Raw genomic sequence first — 18,536 nt, forward strand, 5'->3', positions numbered from 1 at the left:
CGCCCGCCGTGACAGGTCACCGGGAAGACCCTCTGGCCAGGACCCTGTGGCCAGACCCCACGGCAGAACTCAGGACGGGGCCGCGCGCGGCGGGTCAGGCCGGGCGGGTCGCCACGACGTCGGCGACGGCCCCGGCGGTCGCCCGCCAGATCGGCGAGGCCGGGTCGATGACGTCGAAGTGGTCGCCGGACATCTCCAGGTAGGTCACCTCGTCCCCGGCCTCCCGCGCGGCCCGGGCGTAGCGGCGGCCGAAGTCGACCAGGTCAAGGTCGTCCCCGCCGCCCTGCACGATCAGCTGGGGCACGCCCAGCGGCAGCCGCTCCAGCGGCCCGGAGTGCGCGTAGACCTCGGGGATCTCGGTGACGGACCCGCCCAGGGCGGTGGCCACCGCGCCGGAGCTCATGTGCCTGCGGTCGCCCTCGGCCAGGTCCAGCACCCCCGCCAGCGAGACGGCCAGGGTGATCCGGTGGTCGTCGGCGGCGGCGCGCAGCGCGAGCTGCCCGCCCGCGGAGTGGCCGATCACCACCAGGGGGCCCGCGGCCTCCCGCGCCGCCGCGGCGACGGCCCGCGCCACGTCCCGGGTGGTGGCCGCCCAGCCGTGCGGGTCGGGGCGGCGGTACTCGACGTTCCAGGTGGCGAACCCCCGGCCGGCGAGGTCCACGGCGAGCGCGTCCATCAGGTCCGCGCCCCAGACCGGGCGCCAGAAACCACCGTGCAGCAGCACCGCCACCGGCACCGGCCCGGCACCGCCGGACGGCCCCGGCCCCGCCGGGGGCGTCCCCCCCGGCCACCGTTCCCGCGGACGTCGTTCCCGTGGGGGGCGTCCCGGGAGCCGTTCCCGTCGCGGCCGTCCCCGCGGGCGGCTCCTGCGCGGCGCGCGGCGGGCGTACGTCGGCCCACTGGTCGGGGTGGTCGCCGTAGGCGACCCGGCGCGCGGGGTGGCGCGACCGGTGCACGGCGTGCCTGATCGCCCAGGTCAGCCCCCAGACACCACGGCCGTGCAGGTACGCGCCGACCGGGCCGACTGTGCCCACCGGGCCGACCGGGCCGTCCGCGCCGGCGGGGCCGGGCGGGAACGCGGGGAGCGGGGTCCGCGGCCGTGTCACGTCGAGCCAGACCGCATCGGGACGCTCGGCGCGCAGCACGCGGGCCCGCGGGTCCGGACCCGGCAGGACGACCAGGACGCCGGGTGACTCCAGGGCCGCCCGGAAGGCCGGCAGGTCGGGGGCGGAGGACAGCTCCCCGCTGACGCCCAGGACCGCGAACTCCCGGTCGGCCACCTCGGTGAGGAGGCGGAGATCGGCGACCAGACCGGGACCGGTGACCACCAGGACGTGCGGATCCGGAGGAATCATCCGCTCATTGTGCCCCATCACACGATGATTACGGCTCAGGGATATATGCCTGTACGAGCAGTTCCTCGGCGTGGTTCAGGTAGCTCTCCAGGGCCCGTTCGGCCTCGGCGGTGCGCCCGCTCTCCATGAGCTCGACCAGCTCCAGGTTGCGGGCCACGAAGGGCTCGTGGAAGGAGCGCGGGTTCTTCATGACGTGGAAGACCAGGCGCAGCTCGGCCAGCAGCTGGCGCATCGTCTCGTTCAACCGCGGGCTGCCGTTCAGCGCGGCGAGGTTCTGGTGGAAGCGGATGTTGGCCGTCCCGACGTCCTGCCAGCGCTCCTGTTCGGCGGCGCGGGCCCCCTCCGCCACGGCCTCCTTGATCATGGACAGGGCGGCGGGCGTGACGTTCGCGCTGTGGCGGACCGCGGCGCCCTCGATCACCCTGCGCACCCGGTAGATGTCGGCCACGTCCTCGGCGGAGAGCACCCGGACGAACACCCCCCGGTTGAGCCGGTGCTCCAGCAGCCGTTCGTGCCCCAGCAGCCGGAACGCCTCGCGAAGGGTGTTGCGCGACACCTCCAGCACCGCGCCGATGCTCTCCTCCGACAGCCGTTCGCCCGGGACGAAGGAGCCGTCGGCGATCCGGTCCCGCAGGATGTCGGCGACCTTCTCCGCGGTGCTGCTGCGCCCGAGGCGCCCCCGGTCGTGCCGCAGGGCGGCGGCCACGTCTTCCACGTTCCCAAGAAATCATGAAACAAAAGTCTTGTCGAATTGTTCAACGATTCTTATGTTGAATGCATCCGGTAGAAGCATGCCGGAGCGACCGTCTCCCCCGCGTACCGAGGAGTACACGCGATGGCACAATCCCAGACAAGGCGGGTCATCGTGGCCGGCCTGGTCGGCACCTCCCTGGAGTGGTACGACTTCTTCCTCTACGGCTCGGCCGCCGCGCTGGTCTTCAACAAGCTCTTCTTCCCCACCTTCGAACCGCTGACCGGGACGCTGCTGGCGTTCCTCACCTACGCCACCGGCTTCGTCGCGCGCCCGCTCGGCGGCATCGTGTTCGGCCACTTCGGCGACCGGGTCGGCCGCAAGAACGTGCTGGTGGTGACGTTGCTGCTGATGGGCGCGGCGACCTTCCTGATCGGCCTGCTCCCCGGCTACGCCACCATCGGGGTGGCCGCCCCGCTGCTGCTGGCCACCCTGCGCTTCGTGCAGGGACTCGGCCTGGGCGGCGAGTGGGGCGGGGCCGTGCTGATGTCCATCGAGCACGGCGACCCGCGGCGGAGCGGGTTCAACGCGAGCTGGCCCCAGGTCGGCGTGCCCGCGGGGAACCTGCTGGCCGCGGGCGTGCTCGGCATCATGTCGGCGACCCTGCCGGAGGAGGCGTTCCTGTCGTGGGGATGGCGGGTGCCGTTCCTGCTCTCGGGGGCGCTGGTGGTCGTCGGGCTCTGGATCCGCCTGCGGATCGTGGAGTCCCCGCTCTTCGCGCAGGTGGAGCAGGCGGGCGTGAAGGCCCGGATGCCGCTGGTGGAGGTGCTCCGCACCCACCCGCGCGCGTTGATCTCCGCGGGTTTCGCCAGGATCGGGGTGGACGTCGCCTTCTACACCTTCGTGACGTACATCCTCGCCTACGTGACCGGTCCCCTCGGGCTGGAACGCGGGGTCGCGCTGAACGCGGTGCTGATCGGCTCGGCCTTCCAGCTCTTCCTGATCCCGCTGTTCGGCGCGCTGTCGGACCGGGTCGGCCGCAGGCCGGTCTACCTGGCGGGCGTGCTCGGGGCCGCGGTCTGGGTGTTCGCCTTCTTCCCGCTGCTGGACACGCGCTCCTTCCCGCTGATCACGCTGGCCTCGGTGGTGGCGCTGGCCTGCCACGCCGCGATGTACGGACCGCAGGCCGCCTTCATCGCCGAGCTGTTCAGCACCCGGCTGCGCTACAGCGGCGCCTCCATGGGCTACCAGGTCGCCGGGATCTTCGGAGGCGCGCTCGCCCCGATCATCGCGATCTGGCTGTTCGACCGGTTCGGCAGCACCCTCGCCATCTCGCTCTACGTGGTCGCCGCGCTCGCCGTCACCGCGGTGGGCCTGGCCATGGCCCCCGGGACGCGGAACGACGACCTCCCCGCCCCGGCGGGCGACCCCGGCGACGACCTGGGAAAGCGCGCGGGGACCGCTCCCCGGGAGGCCTGACCCCGTCCGGTACGGGCCGCGGCCCCCTCCGCGGCCCGTACCGGCCCCTTCCCCTGCGCCTCGGCTTCCCCCGCACCTCGGCCGGACCCGGCCGGACCCGGTTCCGAACTCATCGGCCCGTCCGGTCGTCGAACACGTCGACATCCTCGGCACTCCCGGCACACCCCGGGACCCCCGTACCCCGGGACGGTTCCCGGCAGCGATCGGCACCCCCGTGAACCCGCCACGAAGGGAGATCCGGCGGGCGGTGGCGAAGGACGGCCATCCCGCCACCGCCCCCGGCCTTCCACCCCAGGGAGGATCGACATGCGCACCGTCACGACCGTCACCACCGTGGCCACCGTGGTCGCCGCGATCGTCGCGGCGACCGTCCTGATCGGCGTCGCCGGCGGCTTCGAACGCACCGACTCGGGCCAGGTGGCCGTCGTCAGGGACGGCGGCCCGCTGGACGACACCGGCATCCGCCAGGTCATCCCGCCCGGCTCCGGCCTCACCTGGGTGGGGCTCTGGTCGTCGCTGCACCCCTATCCGTCCCAGCAGCGGATCTACACCATCACCACCGACGCCAGGCGGGCCAGTTCCAGCGGGGTGGACGTGGTGACCGTGCCGAGCGCCGACGGGGTGAACCTCGGCATCGAGGGCACGCTGTACTTCACCCTCAACCTCGACACCGAGACGCTCAAGCGCTTCGACGACAGGTACGGCACCCGCACCTACCTCGGCCATGACGGCGAGACCCGCTACGCCTGGGACGGGGACGAGGGATGGAACGGGTTCTTCATCCAGTCGGTGCGGCCGGTGGTCTACAACGCCCTGCGTACCCAGATCGGCGCCGCGAGATGCGCCGACCTGCTCTCCTCCTGCTCGCTGGTGCAGACCTCGGACGGCAGGGCCGCTCCCGCGAGGACCGACAGCAACGCCTCCATCACCCGGGCCGAGGACGGCATCAACCGGCTCCTGGAGCGCGACCTGGAGCGGCTGCTCGGCGGCCGTTTCTTCACCGGGCTCCGGTTCACCCTGGTCAGGGTGACGCTGCCGTCCGAGATCCAGGCCGCGGTGAACAAGACCCAGGTCGCGCAGGCCGGGATCGCCGAGGCCGAGGCGAGGGCGTCCCAGGCCGACGTCGAGGCCGAGGCGAAGATCAGGCAGGCCGAGGCGGACGCGAAGGCGGCGGTCGCCACCGCCAGGGGCGAGGCCGAGGCGAACAAGAAACTGCAGGAGAGCTACCGCACCTGCCGGGCCTGCGTCGAGATCGACAAGCTGAATGCCCTCCCCGACGGGATCACCGTCTACGCGCCGGGCAGGCCCGACATGGTGGTCACCTCCCGGTGAGGACCCGCCCCGGCCCGCCTCCGGCCCGGGCCACTCGGAGCCCCGGGCCACTCGGAACCCCGGGCCGCTCGGGCCGCTCGGAGCAGGGGCCCGAGCGGCCCGGCGGTCCGGGGGCACGCCGCCCCTGGACGGCCGGTTCCGGACAGAACCGCCTTCCGACGGACAGGCTCCGGACAGCAGGGACATGAGCTGACATGGGACGACACAGGAGGAACAAGGGTGGAACAGGGAGGAAACAGGGGCAGCGCTGTACTCAAGGGCCTGGGCAGCCACCGAAGCATGCGTATAAGATCACCAAAATGATGGTATGTCCGCTTGATGGGATGACCTCCGGTCACAGACTCCCCGAGACGTTGGCGCCCGCGTATGCGCTCCGTTGAGATCACGGGCAAGAGGCTCCGGTTACGTGAGATCACCATCGGCGACGTGGACGCCCTGCACGCGGTCTACGGCGACCCCACCGCGACCGAGCACCTGCCGTTCGACCCCCGTACCCGCGAGGAGGTCGAGGAGACGATCGTCGAGGCGATGAACGCCCGGACGGCCGAGCCCCGGCTCCTCTACGTGCTGGCGGTGACCGCCCTCGACGGCGACGACGCCTTCGGGGTCGCCCGCCTGCACATCGAGGCCGACCATCCGCACAGCGCGGAGATCGGCCTCGGATTGCGTCCCGACCACTGGGGGCGGGGCATCGGCACCGACCTGATCCGCCTGATACTGACCTTCGGGTTCCGCGACCTGCGCCTGCACCGCATCTGGGGCGCCCGCTCCCCCGCCAACACCGCCGCCCAGCTCGCGATGCTGGTCGCCGGGATGGTCGAGGAGGGCAGGATCAGGCACCACGTCCGGGCGCGCGGGACGTGGCGCGACTCCATCGTGCACTCGGCGCTGGAGGACGAGTGGGAGGGCCACCGCGACGTCTGACGCCCGGCGGTGACCCCCCGGCACAATGTTGTGAGGGAAATCCTGGCGTTTCCGGTAACGGAAAGCGGCAAATGGCCCTAGAGTCCGCGCTTGTGAGCGAGAGTCCCATCCTCCCCGTACGAGGGCGTCCGGTCCGGCCCTCCGGAAGGCACCGCAGGCCCGTGCCCTCCCAGCTCCCGCCCGAGGCACCGGCACTGGTGCTGGCCACCCTCGGTGACGCCTCCGGCGCCGCCGCCGAGCTCGCGGCCCTCATACGGGTGGACAACCCCCAGATCCAGGTACGCCTGGCCGGTCTCGGCGAGGACGCCAAGCAGCTGGCCTCCGAGCTGGAGGCGGCGGCCAGGGAACGGCCCGAGGACGTCACCGCCGCCGTCGTGGTGCCGCTGCTGACCGGCCCGCATCCGGTCGCGGACCGGCTGATCTCCCAGGCCGTGGCGTCGAGCGGGGTCACGGCGACGGTCACCGATCCGCTGGGCCCGCATCCGCTGCTCGCCGAGGCCCTGCACATCCGCCTGGCGGAGCGGGGCCTGGCGCGGGCCGACCGGATGCGGCTGATCAACGTCTCCAGCCCGGTCGACGGGGTCGTCCTGGCCACCGTCGGCGGCGAGAAGGCGGCGGTGGAGGCACAGCCGACGGCCGTGCTGCTGGCCTCGCGCCTGACTCTGCCCGTCCTGGTCGCCTCGCTGGACAGCGCCCCCTCGGTGGCCGCCGCGGCCGAGCGGCTGCGCGGCATCGGCGCCGAGCGCATCGCGCTGTCCCCGTGCGTCCTGGGCCCGGAGGCGTCCGGCGCGCTGGTGGCCTCAGCCGCGGCGGAGATCGGGGCCGAGTGCGCCGGGGTCCTCGGCGCGCACGACCTGGTCGCCGACCTCGCCGCCCGCGCCTACGGGAGCATCCTGTCCGCCGACTGAGCGGGCAGGTGATCTGTCCCCTCCGACGGGTAATGACCCTTCAACCGTCAGAGGGGACAGATCATGCTGTTCGGACAAGAGCATGTCGAGCGGTACCGCGCGACCGACGGTGCCGAAGGACACGACTGGCAGGGCACCACCGCCCTGATCCTCACCACCACGGGCCGCAGATCCGGTGAACGCCGGGACACGCCGCTCATCTACCAGCGCTACGGCGACGACTACCTGGTGGTGGCCTCCAAGGGAGGCGCCGACGAACCGCCGCTGTGGTACCTCAACCTGCAGGCCGACCCGGACGTCGAGGTCCAGGTGCTGGGCGACCGGTTCAAGGCCAGGGCGCGTACCGCCACCCCGCAGGAGAAGCAGGAGATGTGGCCGGTCATGACGGCCGCCTGGCCCGCCTACGACGACTACCAGAAGAAGACCGACCGGGACATCCCCGTGGTCGTGCTGGAGCGCGTCGCGTCCTGAACGGCGCGATCGCGTCGGCCGGGTTCCGCGACCCGCGACAGGGCCCGCGACGGGGCCCGCGACGGGCCGGAGCCCCGGCCGGGGCCGGGAACCGGAGCCGTGATCAGAGCAGGTGCCGGGAGCCGGGCGGGATCAGGGCTCCAGCCAGACGTAGCCCGCGAACCTGCCGGTCCTGTTCTCCCTGCGGTGGGAGAACAGGTCGGCGGTCTCGATGGTGCACCGGGTGTCGTGGGTGATCTCCCCGACGCCCGCCCTGCCGAGTTGCGCGGTGATCGCGGCCCTCAGGTCCAGCGCCGGGGTGTCCTGGCGGGTGATCGACCACGCCTCCGGGAGCGTCACCGCGACCTCGTCGCGCAGCTCGGCCGGGACCTCGTAGCAGGTGCCGCAGGCCATCGGCCCGATCAGCGCGGTCATCCGCGCCGGGTCCGCGCCGCGCCCGGCCATCTCCTCGACCAGGGCGGTGACCACACCCGCCATGGTGCCGACCCGCCCCGAGTGCGCGGCCCCGGCCAGACCGGCCTCGGGCTCGGCGACCAGCACGGGCGCGCAGTCGGCGCAGAGCGCGGCCAGGCCGAGGCCGGGCACGCCGGTGAGGATCCCGTCCAGCGGAGGCGGGTCGTCGCCGAACGGCTCCTCGACGTAGCGGACGTCGGCCCCGTGCACCTGCCGCATGAACACGACCCGCTCCAGGCCGAACTCGGCGGCCGTCCTGGCCCTGTTCGCCGCGACCGCGCCGGGGTCGTCCCCGCACATGCCCCCGAGGTTGCGGCTGTCGTAGGGCGCGGCGCTGACGCCGCCGTGCCGGTCGGTGATCCTCATCTGAAAGTTCACGGGCCGACCCTACTGGTCCCGGAACCTCGCTTCCCGGACGTTCGTTTCACAGGAACATCGATCCTCCGAGAGATTGCGAGTCTCATGGCACAGGTCGTGTACGACCGCAAGGAGCAGTACCAGCAGATCGAGAGCGGCCTGATGCCCGGCGAGCAGATCATCGCCGTCTACGACGCCATCGGCGCGGGCACCGGCTTCCTGGGGCTCACCGACAAGCGCGTGATCGTCCAGGACAAGTCGTTCGTCGGCAAGAAGGTCGCCATCACCAGCATCCCGTACGGGAAGGTCTCGGCGGTCAGCGTGGTGAGCAACAAGTCCTTCGCCGGCTCGTTCTTCTCCTCGGGTGCCATCGCCATCCACGTGGGCACCCACACCTACGAGGTGGAGTTCCGGGGCGACGACAAGGCCCATCACGTGCACAACGTGATCCTGCACTTCATCACCGGCTGACCGCCGCCGCCCGGAGCCCCGTCCCCCGTCAGCCGGTCCCGGCCGGGGCCCTCTCCCCGGCGACCCGGCGGTAGAGCTCCATGGTCCGTTCGGCGATGCGCTCCCAGGAGAAGTGCTCCACCGCGCGGATCCGCCCGGCCTCGCCCATCCGGGTGGCGAGGGCGGGGTCGGCCAGCAGCCGGTTGACCCGCTCGGCGATGCCGGCGGCGAAGGCCTCGGGGTCGTGCGGAGTGCCGTCGGCGGCCTGGTCGATCGGCACGAGCAGGCCGGTGGAGCCGTCGGCCACGACCTCGGGGATGCCGCCGGTGGCGGTGGCCACGACCGCGGTCTCGCAGGCCATGGCCTCCAGGTTGACGATGCCCATCGGCTCGTAGACCGAGGGGCAGACGAACACGGTCGCGTGGCTGAGGATCTGGATCACCTCCGGCCGGGGGAGCATCTCCGAGATCCACACGACGCCCTCGCGGTCGAGCCCGCGGACCAGCGCGGTCACCTCGTCGGCGATCTCGGGCGTGTCGGGCGCGCCCGCGCAGAGCACGAGCTGGGCGTCGGGGTGGAAGTCGCGCGCCGCGTGCAGCAGGTGGACCAGGCCCTTCTGCCGGGTGATGCGCCCGACGAAGACCACGTACGGCCTGCTCGGGTCGATGGCGTGCCGCTCCAGGACGTCGGTGTCGCGGTCGGGGGCGTACTCCCCGGTGTCGATCCCGTTGTGGATCACCGTGACCTTCTCCGCCGGGATCTCGGGGTAGCTGGCCAGCACGTCGCGGCGCATGCCCTCGGAGACGGCGATGATCGCGTCGGCGGTGGCCAGCGCGCCGCGTTCGGCCCACGACGACAGCGTGTAACCACCGCCGAGCTGCTCGGCCTTCCAGGGACGCAGCGGCTCCAGGCTGTGCGTGGTCACCACGTGGGGCGTCCCGTAGAGCATCTTGGCCACGTGCCCGGCGAAGTTGGCGTACCAGGTGTGGCTGTGCACCAGGTCGGCGCCCTCGCACCCGGCGGCCATCTCCAGGTCGACGCCGAGGACCTGGAGCGCGGCGTTGGCCGTCTCCAGGCCACCGGGCACCCGGTAGGCCGAGACGCCCTCCTCCTGCCGGGAGGTCCCGAAGCAGCGGACCCGGGTGTCGGCGAGCCTGCGCAGCTCCCGGGCGAGGTATTCGACGTGAACGCCCGCCCCTCCGTACACGTCGGGGGGATATTCACGGGTCAGCAGATCCACTCGCATACGATCAGCCTAGTGTTTCATCCCTGGTCGTCAGGTTAAGGTCCATTCATGAGAGTCCTCGCGATCGTGCTCGCCGGTGGAGAAGGCAAGAGGCTCATGCCTCTGACGGCTGATCGAGCAAAGCCGGCGGTGCCTTTCGGGGGGATATACCGGCTGGTCGACTTCGTCCTGTCCAACCTGGCCAACGGTCACTACCTGCAGATCGTGGTACTGACCCAGTACAAGAACCACAGCCTGGACCGGCACATCTCCCGGACCTGGCGCCTGTCGGCGATGCTCGGCAACTACGTCACGCCGGTCCCCGCCCAGCAGCGCCTGGGACCGCACTGGTTCTCCGGCTCCGCCGACGCGCTGTTCCAGAACCTGAACCTGATCTACGACGAGATGCCCGACCACGTCATCGTGTTCGGCGCCGACCACATCTACCGGATGGACCCCCGGCAGATGGTGCAGCAGCACGTCGAGTCGGGCGCCGAGGTGACCGTGGCCGCCATCCGGCAGCCGATCTCCCTGGCCGACCAGTTCGGGGTGATCGAGACCGACCCGGCCGGACGCAAGATCACGGCCTTCCGCGAGAAGCCCAAGGACGCGGTGGGCCTTCCGGACGCGCCCGACCAGGTGTACGCCTCGATGGGCAACTACGTCTTCAGGACCCAGTCGATGATCGACGCGCTCCGGGAGGACGCGCTCGACCCGGCGAGCAAGCACGACCTGGGCGGCAACATCATCCCGATGATGGTGAAGTCCGGCAGCGCGGAGGTCTACGACTTCGCCGACAACGTCGTGCCCGGCTCCACCGAGCGCGACCGGGGCTACTGGCGGGACGTGGGGACGCTCGACGCCTACTACGAGGCCCACATGGACCTCATCTCGGCGCACCCGGTCTTCAACCTCTACAACGGCCGGTGGCCCATCTACACCGGTCACGACCCGCTGCCCCCGGCCAAGTTCGTGCACAACGACGGCGACCGGGTGGGCCGGGCCGTGGACTCGCTGGTCTCGGCGGGCGCGATCGTGTCCGGCGGGCTCGCCCTGCGCTCGATCCTCTCCCCCGGCGTGGTGCTGCACTCCCACTCCCAGGTCGAGGACTCGGTGCTGATGGGCAACGTGAAGGTGGGCCGGGGCGCCATCGTCCGCAAGGCCATCATCGACAAGAACGTGGTCATCCCGGACGGCGCCCGGATCGGCTTCGACCTGGAGTACGACCGCAGCCGCTTCGCGGTGACCAGCGGGGGCATCGTGGTCATCGGCAAGAACGAGATCGTCGAACGCTGACCCGTCCCCGGGCCGGTACTCACCGCAGGATCCCTGCCCCGGCACACCCCTGACCCGCCGGCCCCCGGAGCCGGCGGGTCCCGTGTACCGGCGGGGGGCCGGCCACCCGTTCCGCCCGCGAGGCGTGTCCTTCGCCGACGAGACGGGACGGGCGCGGAGGCCGTGAGCCCGCGGATCCGTACGGGATAGATTTTCCTGGTACGTTTCCCCGGTTTCGTGCCGCCCCCCACACCCCGTGAGTTCACATGTTCGGCATCATCCGCCCCTGCGGCGACCACTCCTGCCCGGCGCTGCACAGGGCCTGGACGGCCCACCTGTGCGGCCTGTGCCTGACCCTGCGCGACGGGCAGGGACACGCGGCCCGGCTGGCCACCAACTACGACGGGCTGATCATCTCGGTGCTGGCCGAGGCGCAGGACCCGGCGGGCTCCCCGCACCGGACCGCGGGGCCCTGCGCGCTGCGCGGGTTCCGTACGGCGGACGTGGTGGACGCCCGTGCCCGGGGGGCGCGGCTGGCCGCCACGGTCTCGCTGGTCCTGGCCGCGGGCAAGCTCCGCGACCATGTGGCCGACGGCGACGCGGCGCCGGGCACCGGCCCGGCGCGCCGGATGCTGGCGGCCCGCTGGGAGGCGGCCGGCGCCCGGATGGGGGCCGGGATCGGGTTCGACACGGCCCCGCTGACCGCGACGGCCGCCCTGCAGCTGGAGGTGGAGGGCGCCGCGGGCAGGTCCCTGCTGGAGCTGACCCGGCCCACCGAGGAGGCGGTCGCGGCGGCGTTCGCGCACACCGCCACGCTCGCCGGCAGGCCGGGCAACGCGACGGCGCTGGCCGAGGCGGGCCGGTTCTTCGGCCGGATCGCCCACCTGCTGGACGCGGTCGAGGACCGCCAGGAGGACGCGGCCCGCGGGGCGTTCAACCCGCTGGCGGCCACCGGCACCTCGACCGGGGAGGCGCGCCGGCTCTGCGAGGACGCCGCGCACGGCCTGAGGCTCGCGCTGCTGGAGCTGGACCTGGAGCCCGCCGACCGGCACCTGGTGGACGCGCTGCTGGGCACCGAGGTGCGGCGCGCGGTGGAGCGGACCTTCCGGCACGCCTCCCCCGCCCCTGCCGGGACGATGCCGGACGGTGGCGCCGGCCTCCCCGCGGACGCGGCCCGGCCGCCGGCGGGGAGCTCCTACCGGCGGCCGGGATTCGTCCGCAGGTCGGCCGCGGCCGCGGGGAGCCTGCTGACCTGCGGGCTCTGGCGGCCCCGCTGGGACCCCGAGCGCCGGGCGCCCTGGCACGACCGCTGCTACCTGAACGGCTGCGACGGCTGCAGCGGCTGCGACGGCTGCGGGGACTGCTGCAAGGGCTGCGCCAGGTGCGACGGGTGCTGCTGCGACTGCAGCGTCTAGGACTCGTCGTCCTGGGACCCGCGCGACGGCTCGCGCCGGTCACCGCCCCTGGCGAGGGAACCCGCCGGACGGGGATCCGGCTCGGCCGCCATCATCCCGGTGAGCAGCCCGGGGACGCTCTCCGAGACGGGCGGGACGTCGACCCGGAAGCGAGGCATCGACTCGGGGTACCTGTCACGGATGAAGGCCACCAGGTGCTCGCGGATGTCGCACTTGAGGTCCCAGGCGCTGGCGGAGTCGGAGGCGCTCATCAGGGCGCGCAGCTCCAGCAGCCCGTTGGGAAGGGTGTCGGTGACCTGGAGGGTCCAGTCCTTCTGGTCCCAGAGCGGGTGCTCGCGCAGCGCGCGGTAGAGCTCGGTGCGCAGTTCCTCGACCGGCACCGACCAGTCGACCCGGATGAGCACGTGGCCGATCACCCGGCTGCTGTGCCGGGTCCAGTTCTCGAACGAGTTGGCCGTGAAGTACGAGACCGGGAGCACCAGCCTGCGCTCGTCCCACAGCCGCAGCACCACGTAGGTCAGGCTGAGCTCCTCGATGCGGCCCCACTCGTCCTGGACCACGACCACGTCGTCCAGCCGGAGCGCGTCGCTGAAGGCCAGCTGCAGCCCGGCGAGCATGTTGCCCAGCGTCGACTGGGCGGCGATGCCGACCACGACGCCGGCGATTCCGGCCGAGGCCAGAAGACCGGCTCCCAGCGCCCGTACCTGCGGGAACGTGAAGAGCATCGCACCCAGGGCCACCACGATGATCACCGCTGAGGCGACCCGGCGGACCAGGGTGATCTGGGTGCGGATGCGGCGGGCCTTGCGGTTGCGCTCGCCCTCGACGGTGATCAGGCGGTCCAGGACCACGTCGGTGATCGCGTAGGCGGCCTGGATGACCAGCCAGGTGGCGCATCCGATCAGGATCAGGCTCAGGCCGCGGTCGATCACCTGGCCCGCCGGGCCCTGCACCATGCTGGGCTCGCTGGAGCGGTCGGGCGTGTAGACGGTGTAGGCGGTCGCCACGGCGGCCGTGGCGAACCCCGGCCAGGTGCAGCGCCGCACCAGCGGGCCGGCGAGGATCCACCTCTCACCGATCAGCCGCGAACGCAGGATCCTGCGTACCGCCTCCACCGCCACGACGGCGGCGGCCACGGAGACAATCATGATCATCCAGTTGGACACGGACGACGTACCCCCTCGGCGTTTCTGTCCTTGTGTTTCCTTTCCGGGTTCTCCAGCTAATCAGAAGGACTCATCAAAGGTGACATTCCCCTCGACTGCTACCTGATAGGCCGAAACCCGTCGCTCGAAGAAGTTGGCCAGTTCCTGCACGTCCTGAAGCTCCATGAACGCGAACGCGTTGGCCGTGCCGTACCGGACGGGCATGCCGAGCCTGACCAGCCGCTGGTCGGCCACGTACCGCAGGTAGAGCCGCATCTGCTCCACGCCCATCCCGAGCAGGCCGTCACCGCACAGGTCGGCCGCGAAGGCGAGCTCCGCCTCCACCGCCTCCTCGATCATCCGGGTGACCTGCTCGGTGAGCGCGTCGTCGAACAGCTCGGGCTCCTCGGCCCGTACGGTCTCCACCACGCCGAAGGCGAACTCCATGTGCATGGACTCGTCGCGGAACACCCAGTTCGTCCCGGTGGCCAGGCCGCTGAGCAGGCCGCGGGAGCGGAACCAGTAGACGTAGGCGAACGCCCCGTAGAAGAACAGGCCCTCGATGCACGCCGCGAAGCAGATCAGGTTGAGCAGGAACGCCCGCCGGTCCTGCCGGGTCTCCAGCCGGGTCAGCCCGCCGAGCGAGTCGATCCAGCGGAAGCAGAACTCGGCCTTGTCCCGGATCGAGGGGATGTGCTCGACCGCGGCGAACGCCTTGACCCGCTCGTCGTGGTCGGGCAGGTAGGTGTCCAGCAGGGTCAGGTAGAACTGGACGTGGACGGCCTCCTCGAACAGCTGCCTGCTCAGGTAGAGGCGCGCCTCCGGCGCGTTCAGGTGCTGGTAGAGGTTGAGGACCAGGTTGTTGGCCACGATCGAGTCGCCGGTGGCGAAGAACGCGACGAGCCGGTTGATCAGGTGGCGTTCCTCGGGGGTCATCCTCGCCAGGTCGGCCAGGTCGGAGGCGAGGTCCACCTCCTCGACGGTCCAGGTGTTGCGGATCGCCGCCCGGTAGCGCTCGTAGAACTCCGGGTAGCGCATCGGCCGCAGGGTCAGGTCCATGCCGGGGTCGAGCAACATCGGAAACGGTGCCTTTCGTGAGGTGGGGCGGCCGGGCGGTCTACTGGCAGGCGTCGCAGTACTCGGGGTTCTCCAGCGAGCAGGCGACGGCGCCGGGGTCGGCGACGGGCCCGGACCCGTCCCGCGGAACCTCCCGCGCACCGGTCCGCGCGGCGTCCCGAGCGGTGTCCCGGGCGGCGTCCTGAGCGGTGTCCTGCGCATCGGCCCGGCCGGGGGCCGCCACGGTGGCCTGGGCGATCCGGGTGGCCGGGCGCGAGCGCAGGTAGTAGGTGGTCTTCAGGCCCGACTTCCACGCGTAGGCGTACATCGAGGAGAGCTTGCCGATCGTGGGCGTGGCCATGAAGAGGTTCAGCGACTGCGACTGGTCGACGTACGGGGTGCGCGCGGCGGCCAGGTCGATCAGCGCCTTCTGCGGCAGCTCCCAGGCGGTCCGGTAGAGCGGCTTGAGGTCGTCCGGGATCTCGGGGATGTCCTGGATCGAGCCGTCGGCCCGCTTGATCGCGTCGCGGATCGCCGTGGTCCACAGCCCCCTGGCCTGCAGGTCCCGGACCAGGTAGTGGTTGACCTGGAGGAACTCCCCCGACAGGGTCTCGCGCTTGAAGACGTTGGACACCTGCGGCTCGATGCACTCGTAGCAGCCGGCGATGGAGGCGATCGTGGCGGTGGGCGCGATCGCGATCATCAGCGAGTTGCGCAGCCCGGTCACCGCGATCCGCTCCCGCAGCGCGGTCCACCGCGCCGACGTGGCCGCGCCGTAGTGGTCGGGGTGCAGCACCCCGCCCGCGGCCCTGGTCTCCTCGTACGAGGGGTGGCGGCCCCGCTCGGCGGCCAGGTCGCAGGAGGTCGCGTAGGCGGCGAGCGCGATCTCCTCGGAGATCCTGGTGGACAGCTCCAGCGCCTCGGGTGAGTCGAACGGGAGCCGGAGCGTGAACAGCACGTCGGCCAGGCCCATCACGCCGAGCCCGATCGGCCGCCACCTGAGGTTGGCGTCGCGGGCCTCGGGGGTCGGGTAGAAGCCCAGGTCGATGGTGCGGTCCAGGAAGCGCACGGCGGTGCGGACGGTCGCGCGCAGCCGGTCCCAGTCGATCCCGGCGACCCGCGCGGTCCCGTCGTCCCCCGCGACCGCGCCGTCCCCCGGGGTCCCGTCGTCCCCCGCGACCGCGCTGGCCCCCGAGGTCGCGTCGTTCCCCGGGGGGACGTCGTGCGCGGGGGTCGTGACCAGGTGCGCGGCCAGGTTGATCGAGCCGAGGTTGCAGACCGCGGTCTCGGCGTCCCCGGTGACCTCCAGGATCTCCGTGCAGAGGTTGGACAGGTGGATGACGTTCTGCGGCCTGCCCGTCTGGTTGGAGGTCCGGTTGGCCGCGTCCTTGAAGGTCATCCAGCCGTTGCCGGTCTGGGCGAGCGTGCGCATCATCCGCCCGTACAGGGCGCGGGCCGGGATCCGCCGGACGAACCGGCCCTCGGCCTCGGCGGCCCGGTAGGCCTCGTCGAACGCCGTCCCGTACAGGTCGGTCAGGTGCGGGACCTCCTTGGGGTCGAACAGCGACCACACCTCGTCGGCCTCGACCCGGCGCATGAACTCGTCGGGGATCCAGTTGGCGAGGTTCAGGTTGTGCGTGCGCCGGGCCTCCTCACCGGTGTTGTCGCGCAGTTCGAGGAACTCCTCGACGTCGGCGTGCCAGGGCTCCAGGTAGACGCAGGCCGCGCCCTTGCGCCGGCCGCCCTGGTTGACCGCGGCGACGCTGGCGTCCAGCGTGCGCAGCCACGGCACGATGCCGTTGGAGTGGCCGTTGGTGCCGCGGATCAGCGAGCCGCGCGAGCGGATCCGCGTCCAGGCGATCCCGATCCCCCCGGCGTACTTCGACAGCCGGGCGACCTGCCCGTAGCGCTCGTAGATGGACTCCAGCTCGTCGCGGGGCGAGTCGAGCAGGAAGCACGAGGACAGCTGGGGACGGCGCGAGCCGGAGTTGAACAGCGTCGGAGAGCTGGGCAGGTACGACAGCGAGGCCATCAGCGCGTACAGCTCGGCGGCCTCCTCGACGGTCTCGGACAGGCCGCAGGCCACCCGGAGGAAGAAGTGCTGCGGACGCTCCAGCACCGCACGGGTGCTCGGGTGGCGCAGCAGGTAGCGGTCGTAGACGGTGCGCAGCCCGAAGTACTCGAACCCGGCGTCGGCGTCCGGCACGACCAGCGCGTCCAGGGCCTCGGCGTGCGCGGCCACGAACTCCGCGAGCCGGTCCTGCACCAGCCCGGCCCGGTGGGTGGCGGCGACGGAGTCGGAGAAGCTCCGCACGCCGTGCCCGGCGGCCTCGTCGGCGATCAGCTCGGCCAGCATGGCGGCGGCGATCCTGGAGTTCTCCGGATCGGTGATCACCCGGGCTGCGGCCTCGTCGATGGCCAGCCTGCGGCCGTCGGCCCCGCCGTCCCCGGCCCGCGCGCCACCGTGCGGCACCGGCCCTCCGGTGTCACCGGATCGGCGCTCCCCGCCGTCCCCCGCCGGAGCGTCGATCTCCGTCACGGTCTGCGTCATGGCCTGTGCCACGGTCTCTGTCACGTACTGCCCCTCGCTCGCTCGGACTCTCCCCCTGCGGTCCCGCCGGGGGCACGCGTCCGCGAGCGATTCCGGGCACGCCGGACCGCCTCGTTCCGCGGGCCCTCCCACGAGGCCCTGGACAACCACGTCACCGGCAGGTCTTCGGACTCACGGGCGCACCGCACACGCCTACCGGCCGTCGCTTCCCGGGCATGACGCACCCAGTGCTCGATGACGGCTTTCGTTCCCGCTCACCGCTGCGGGGCAGTCCCGGAATCTCACCGGGTTCCCTCTTGCCTCACCCTTCACAGGTGAACCAACAACGATCAGGATCCTACATCTAGGGCCGTCTGACGCAACCACCCCAACAGGTTGTGTCCGAGGACGTCGCGAGCCCGAGTTCGTGAAGCACGCCCCGGGTCCGGCCGGTCTCGGTGGACAGCCACCGGCGGAAGTCGTCGCCGCCGAGGAAGACCCGGCTCCACCCGTTCGCCGCGCACAGGGCACGCCAGTGCGGCGTGGCGTCGAGCCGCTCGCACAGGACGACCGCCGCGTCCCTGTCGGCCGGGCTCATGTCGCCGGGCCCGAGCAGCCCGCACCAGTCGCTGTACTCCAGCCGGACGTCGAGCTCCATCAGCGTCGGCGCGTCGATCCCCTCGATCCGGCCGCCCGAGGAGACCGCCAGGGGACGCAGCCGGCCGGCCGAGATCCCCGGCAGCAGAGCGCGGGCCGACCCCAGCAGGGCCGCCACCCGGCCGACCTGGAGCGCCTCGACCGCGTCCCGGGCGGCCAGGTACCCGGCGTACTCCAGCAGCCGGGTGTCCACGCCGAGGCACTTGCCGATCATGCCGTAGAGCACGTGGTCGGAACCCCCCTCCAGCCTGCCACCGATCGTCAGCCCGGCCGGGTCGTGGCGCAGCGCCGCGGCGAGATCCTCGAAGGCGCGCAGCCGGGAACCGGCCGGGACGACCAGGGCCGTCCAGTCACCGGCCAGCCGGGCGAGGGGGGTGGTGGCCCGCACCACGGCGGTGGTGTTGGCGATCTCCGCGGCGGCGAGCATCGGCATCGCGGCGACGAGCAGCCTGCCCTCGCGCGCGAAGGAGACGCCCCGGACCCCCGGGACCCCGGCGAGACCGGGGACACCGGAGGCGCCGGGGACGACGAAGGCGTCGCGCGAGACGGAGCCCAGGGGGCCGGGGCGGTCGGCGGCCATGACGGTGCGCACCAGCCCCGACCGGACCATGACGGAGGCCATCCTGCGCGCGATCCCGTCCCACCCGTGACCGTCGGCGGCGGGTTCGAGGAGGAACAGCCGGTCCACCAGCGGGCCCGCGGGTTCGTCCTCCGCCCCGCAGCCCGCGAGCAGCGCGGCCCCCGCCGCCAGCGCGAAGAACCCCCTACGGCGCATGAGCGCCCCTTCCCCCAAGAGCCCCTTATACCCTAGGT

The 18,536-nt window shown here is 72.2% G+C and carries 15 protein-coding genes, 1 pseudogene and 1 riboswitch; of the genes and pseudogenes, 8 read left to right on the top strand and 8 right to left on the bottom strand.

From position 1 onward, the window contains the following. Positions 1-94: 94 nt before the first annotated feature. A pseudogene (locus ABD832_RS26835) lies at positions 95-745 on the bottom strand (alpha/beta hydrolase family protein); the annotation flags it as partial. Positions 746-1,383: 638 nt separating this feature from the next. After that, positions 1,384-2,070 carry a GntR family transcriptional regulator gene (locus ABD832_RS26840; RefSeq protein ID WP_344900227.1) on the bottom strand — a complete coding sequence of 229 codons (687 nt, stop codon included), beginning with the start codon at positions 2,068-2,070 and terminating at the stop codon, positions 1,384-1,386. A 120-nt stretch (positions 2,071-2,190) separates the two neighbouring features. Between ABD832_RS26840 and ABD832_RS26845 the strand changes: the two genes are divergently transcribed. The 5 genes from ABD832_RS26845 (at position 2,191) to ABD832_RS26865 (ending at position 7,160) form a co-directional block, all read left to right on the top strand. Then, positions 2,191-3,525 (top strand): MFS transporter, encoded by a 1,335-nt coding sequence (locus ABD832_RS26845; protein WP_344900229.1) that lies wholly within the window; start codon positions 2,191-2,193, stop codon positions 3,523-3,525. 306 nt (positions 3,526-3,831) lie between these two features. Next, positions 3,832-4,857 (top strand): SPFH domain-containing protein, encoded by a 1,026-nt coding sequence (locus tag ABD832_RS26850; RefSeq protein WP_344900231.1) that lies wholly within the window; start codon positions 3,832-3,834, stop codon positions 4,855-4,857. A 366-nt stretch (positions 4,858-5,223) separates the two neighbouring features. Continuing rightward, a complete protein-coding gene (locus ABD832_RS26855) occupies positions 5,224-5,781 on the top strand; it encodes a GNAT family N-acetyltransferase (RefSeq protein ID WP_344900233.1) in 558 nt (185 codons plus the stop codon). Positions 5,782-5,873: 92 nt separating this feature from the next. Continuing rightward, on the top strand, positions 5,874-6,689 hold the full coding sequence (locus ABD832_RS26860; protein WP_344900235.1) for a sirohydrochlorin chelatase: 816 nt from the start codon (positions 5,874-5,876) through the stop codon (positions 6,687-6,689). Positions 6,690-6,752: 63 nt separating this feature from the next. Next, positions 6,753-7,160, top strand: coding sequence for a nitroreductase family deazaflavin-dependent oxidoreductase (locus ABD832_RS26865; RefSeq protein ID WP_344900237.1), 408 nt, complete (start codon positions 6,753-6,755; stop codon positions 7,158-7,160). A gap of 132 nt (positions 7,161-7,292) precedes the next feature. On the opposite strand, the gene pgeF is transcribed toward ABD832_RS26865, so the two are convergent. After that, a complete protein-coding gene (gene pgeF / locus ABD832_RS26870) occupies positions 7,293-7,979 on the bottom strand; it encodes a peptidoglycan editing factor PgeF (RefSeq protein ID WP_344901753.1) in 687 nt (228 codons plus the stop codon). 96 nt (positions 7,980-8,075) lie between these two features. On the opposite strand from pgeF, the gene ABD832_RS26875 reads away from it, so the two are divergent. Further along, positions 8,076-8,441 carry a PH domain-containing protein gene (locus ABD832_RS26875; protein ID WP_344900239.1) on the top strand — a complete coding sequence of 122 codons (366 nt, stop codon included), beginning with the start codon at positions 8,076-8,078 and terminating at the stop codon, positions 8,439-8,441. Between the two features lie 28 nt (positions 8,442-8,469). Here ABD832_RS26875 and glgA read toward each other — a convergent pair whose 3' ends face one another. After that, entirely contained in the window at positions 8,470-9,666 is a 1,197-nt protein-coding gene (glgA, locus tag ABD832_RS26880; RefSeq protein ID WP_344900241.1) for a glycogen synthase, read from the bottom strand. Between the two features lie 48 nt (positions 9,667-9,714). Here glgA and glgC point away from each other — a divergent pair, with 48 nt between their 5' ends. Both glgC and ABD832_RS26890 read left to right on the top strand, forming a co-directional pair. Beyond that, positions 9,715-10,941, top strand: a complete 1,227-nt coding sequence (gene glgC, locus ABD832_RS26885; protein ID WP_344900243.1) for a glucose-1-phosphate adenylyltransferase — start codon at positions 9,715-9,717, stop codon at positions 10,939-10,941. 245 nt (positions 10,942-11,186) lie between these two features. Beyond that, positions 11,187-12,335 carry a DUF5685 family protein gene (locus tag ABD832_RS26890; RefSeq protein WP_344900245.1) on the top strand — a complete coding sequence of 383 codons (1,149 nt, stop codon included), beginning with the start codon at positions 11,187-11,189 and terminating at the stop codon, positions 12,333-12,335. Here ABD832_RS26890 and ABD832_RS26895 read toward each other — a convergent pair. The 4 genes from ABD832_RS26895 to ABD832_RS26910 all read right to left on the bottom strand — a co-directional run bounded on the left by ABD832_RS26895 (position 12,332) and on the right by ABD832_RS26910 (position 18,498). After that, a complete protein-coding gene (locus ABD832_RS26895) occupies positions 12,332-13,483 on the bottom strand; it encodes a mechanosensitive ion channel family protein (protein WP_344900247.1) in 1,152 nt (383 codons plus the stop codon). The genes ABD832_RS26890 and ABD832_RS26895 overlap by 4 nt on opposite strands. A gap of 78 nt (positions 13,484-13,561) precedes the next feature. Then, positions 13,562-14,557 (bottom strand): ribonucleotide-diphosphate reductase subunit beta, encoded by a 996-nt coding sequence (locus ABD832_RS26900; RefSeq protein ID WP_344900249.1) that lies wholly within the window; start codon positions 14,555-14,557, stop codon positions 13,562-13,564. A 40-nt stretch (positions 14,558-14,597) separates the two neighbouring features. Beyond that, entirely contained in the window at positions 14,598-17,111 is a 2,514-nt protein-coding gene (locus ABD832_RS26905; protein ID WP_425582647.1) for a ribonucleoside-diphosphate reductase subunit alpha, read from the bottom strand. A gap of 115 nt (positions 17,112-17,226) precedes the next feature. Then, positions 17,227-17,426: riboswitch (cobalamin riboswitch) on the bottom strand. 4 nt (positions 17,427-17,430) lie between these two features. After that, a complete protein-coding gene (locus ABD832_RS26910; RefSeq protein WP_344900251.1) occupies positions 17,431-18,498 on the bottom strand; it encodes a tripartite tricarboxylate transporter substrate-binding protein in 1,068 nt (355 codons plus the stop codon). Positions 18,499-18,536: the final 38 nt, after the last annotated feature.

Source organism: Streptosporangium longisporum (genome assembly GCF_039534895.1).
Lineage (GTDB): Bacteria > Actinomycetota > Actinomycetes > Streptosporangiales > Streptosporangiaceae > Streptosporangium > Streptosporangium longisporum.

Excerpts from the sequence above, each read along its gene's own strand:
- ABD832_RS26845 (WP_344900229.1), top strand. The coding sequence starts at position 2,191 with ATGGCACAATCCCAGACAAGGCGGGTCATCGTGGCCGGCCTGGTCGGC.
- ABD832_RS26850 (WP_344900231.1), top strand. The coding sequence starts at position 3,832 with ATGCGCACCGTCACGACCGTCACCACCGTGGCCACCGTGGTCGCCGCG.
- ABD832_RS26855 (WP_344900233.1), top strand. The coding sequence starts at position 5,224 with ATGCGCTCCGTTGAGATCACGGGCAAGAGGCTCCGGTTACGTGAGATC.
- ABD832_RS26865 (WP_344900237.1), top strand. The coding sequence starts at position 6,753 with ATGCTGTTCGGACAAGAGCATGTCGAGCGGTACCGCGCGACCGACGGT.
- pgeF (WP_344901753.1), bottom strand. The coding sequence starts at position 7,979 with ATGAGGATCACCGACCGGCACGGCGGCGTCAGCGCCGCGCCCTACGAC.
- ABD832_RS26875 (WP_344900239.1), top strand. The coding sequence starts at position 8,076 with ATGGCACAGGTCGTGTACGACCGCAAGGAGCAGTACCAGCAGATCGAG.
- glgA (WP_344900241.1), bottom strand. The coding sequence starts at position 9,666 with ATGCGAGTGGATCTGCTGACCCGTGAATATCCCCCCGACGTGTACGGA.
- glgC (WP_344900243.1), top strand. The coding sequence starts at position 9,715 with ATGAGAGTCCTCGCGATCGTGCTCGCCGGTGGAGAAGGCAAGAGGCTC.
- ABD832_RS26890 (WP_344900245.1), top strand. The coding sequence starts at position 11,187 with ATGTTCGGCATCATCCGCCCCTGCGGCGACCACTCCTGCCCGGCGCTG.
- ABD832_RS26895 (WP_344900247.1), bottom strand. The coding sequence starts at position 13,483 with ATGATTGTCTCCGTGGCCGCCGCCGTCGTGGCGGTGGAGGCGGTACGC.
- ABD832_RS26900 (WP_344900249.1), bottom strand. The coding sequence starts at position 14,557 with ATGTTGCTCGACCCCGGCATGGACCTGACCCTGCGGCCGATGCGCTAC.
- ABD832_RS26910 (WP_344900251.1), bottom strand. The coding sequence starts at position 18,498 with ATGCGCCGTAGGGGGTTCTTCGCGCTGGCGGCGGGGGCCGCGCTGCTC.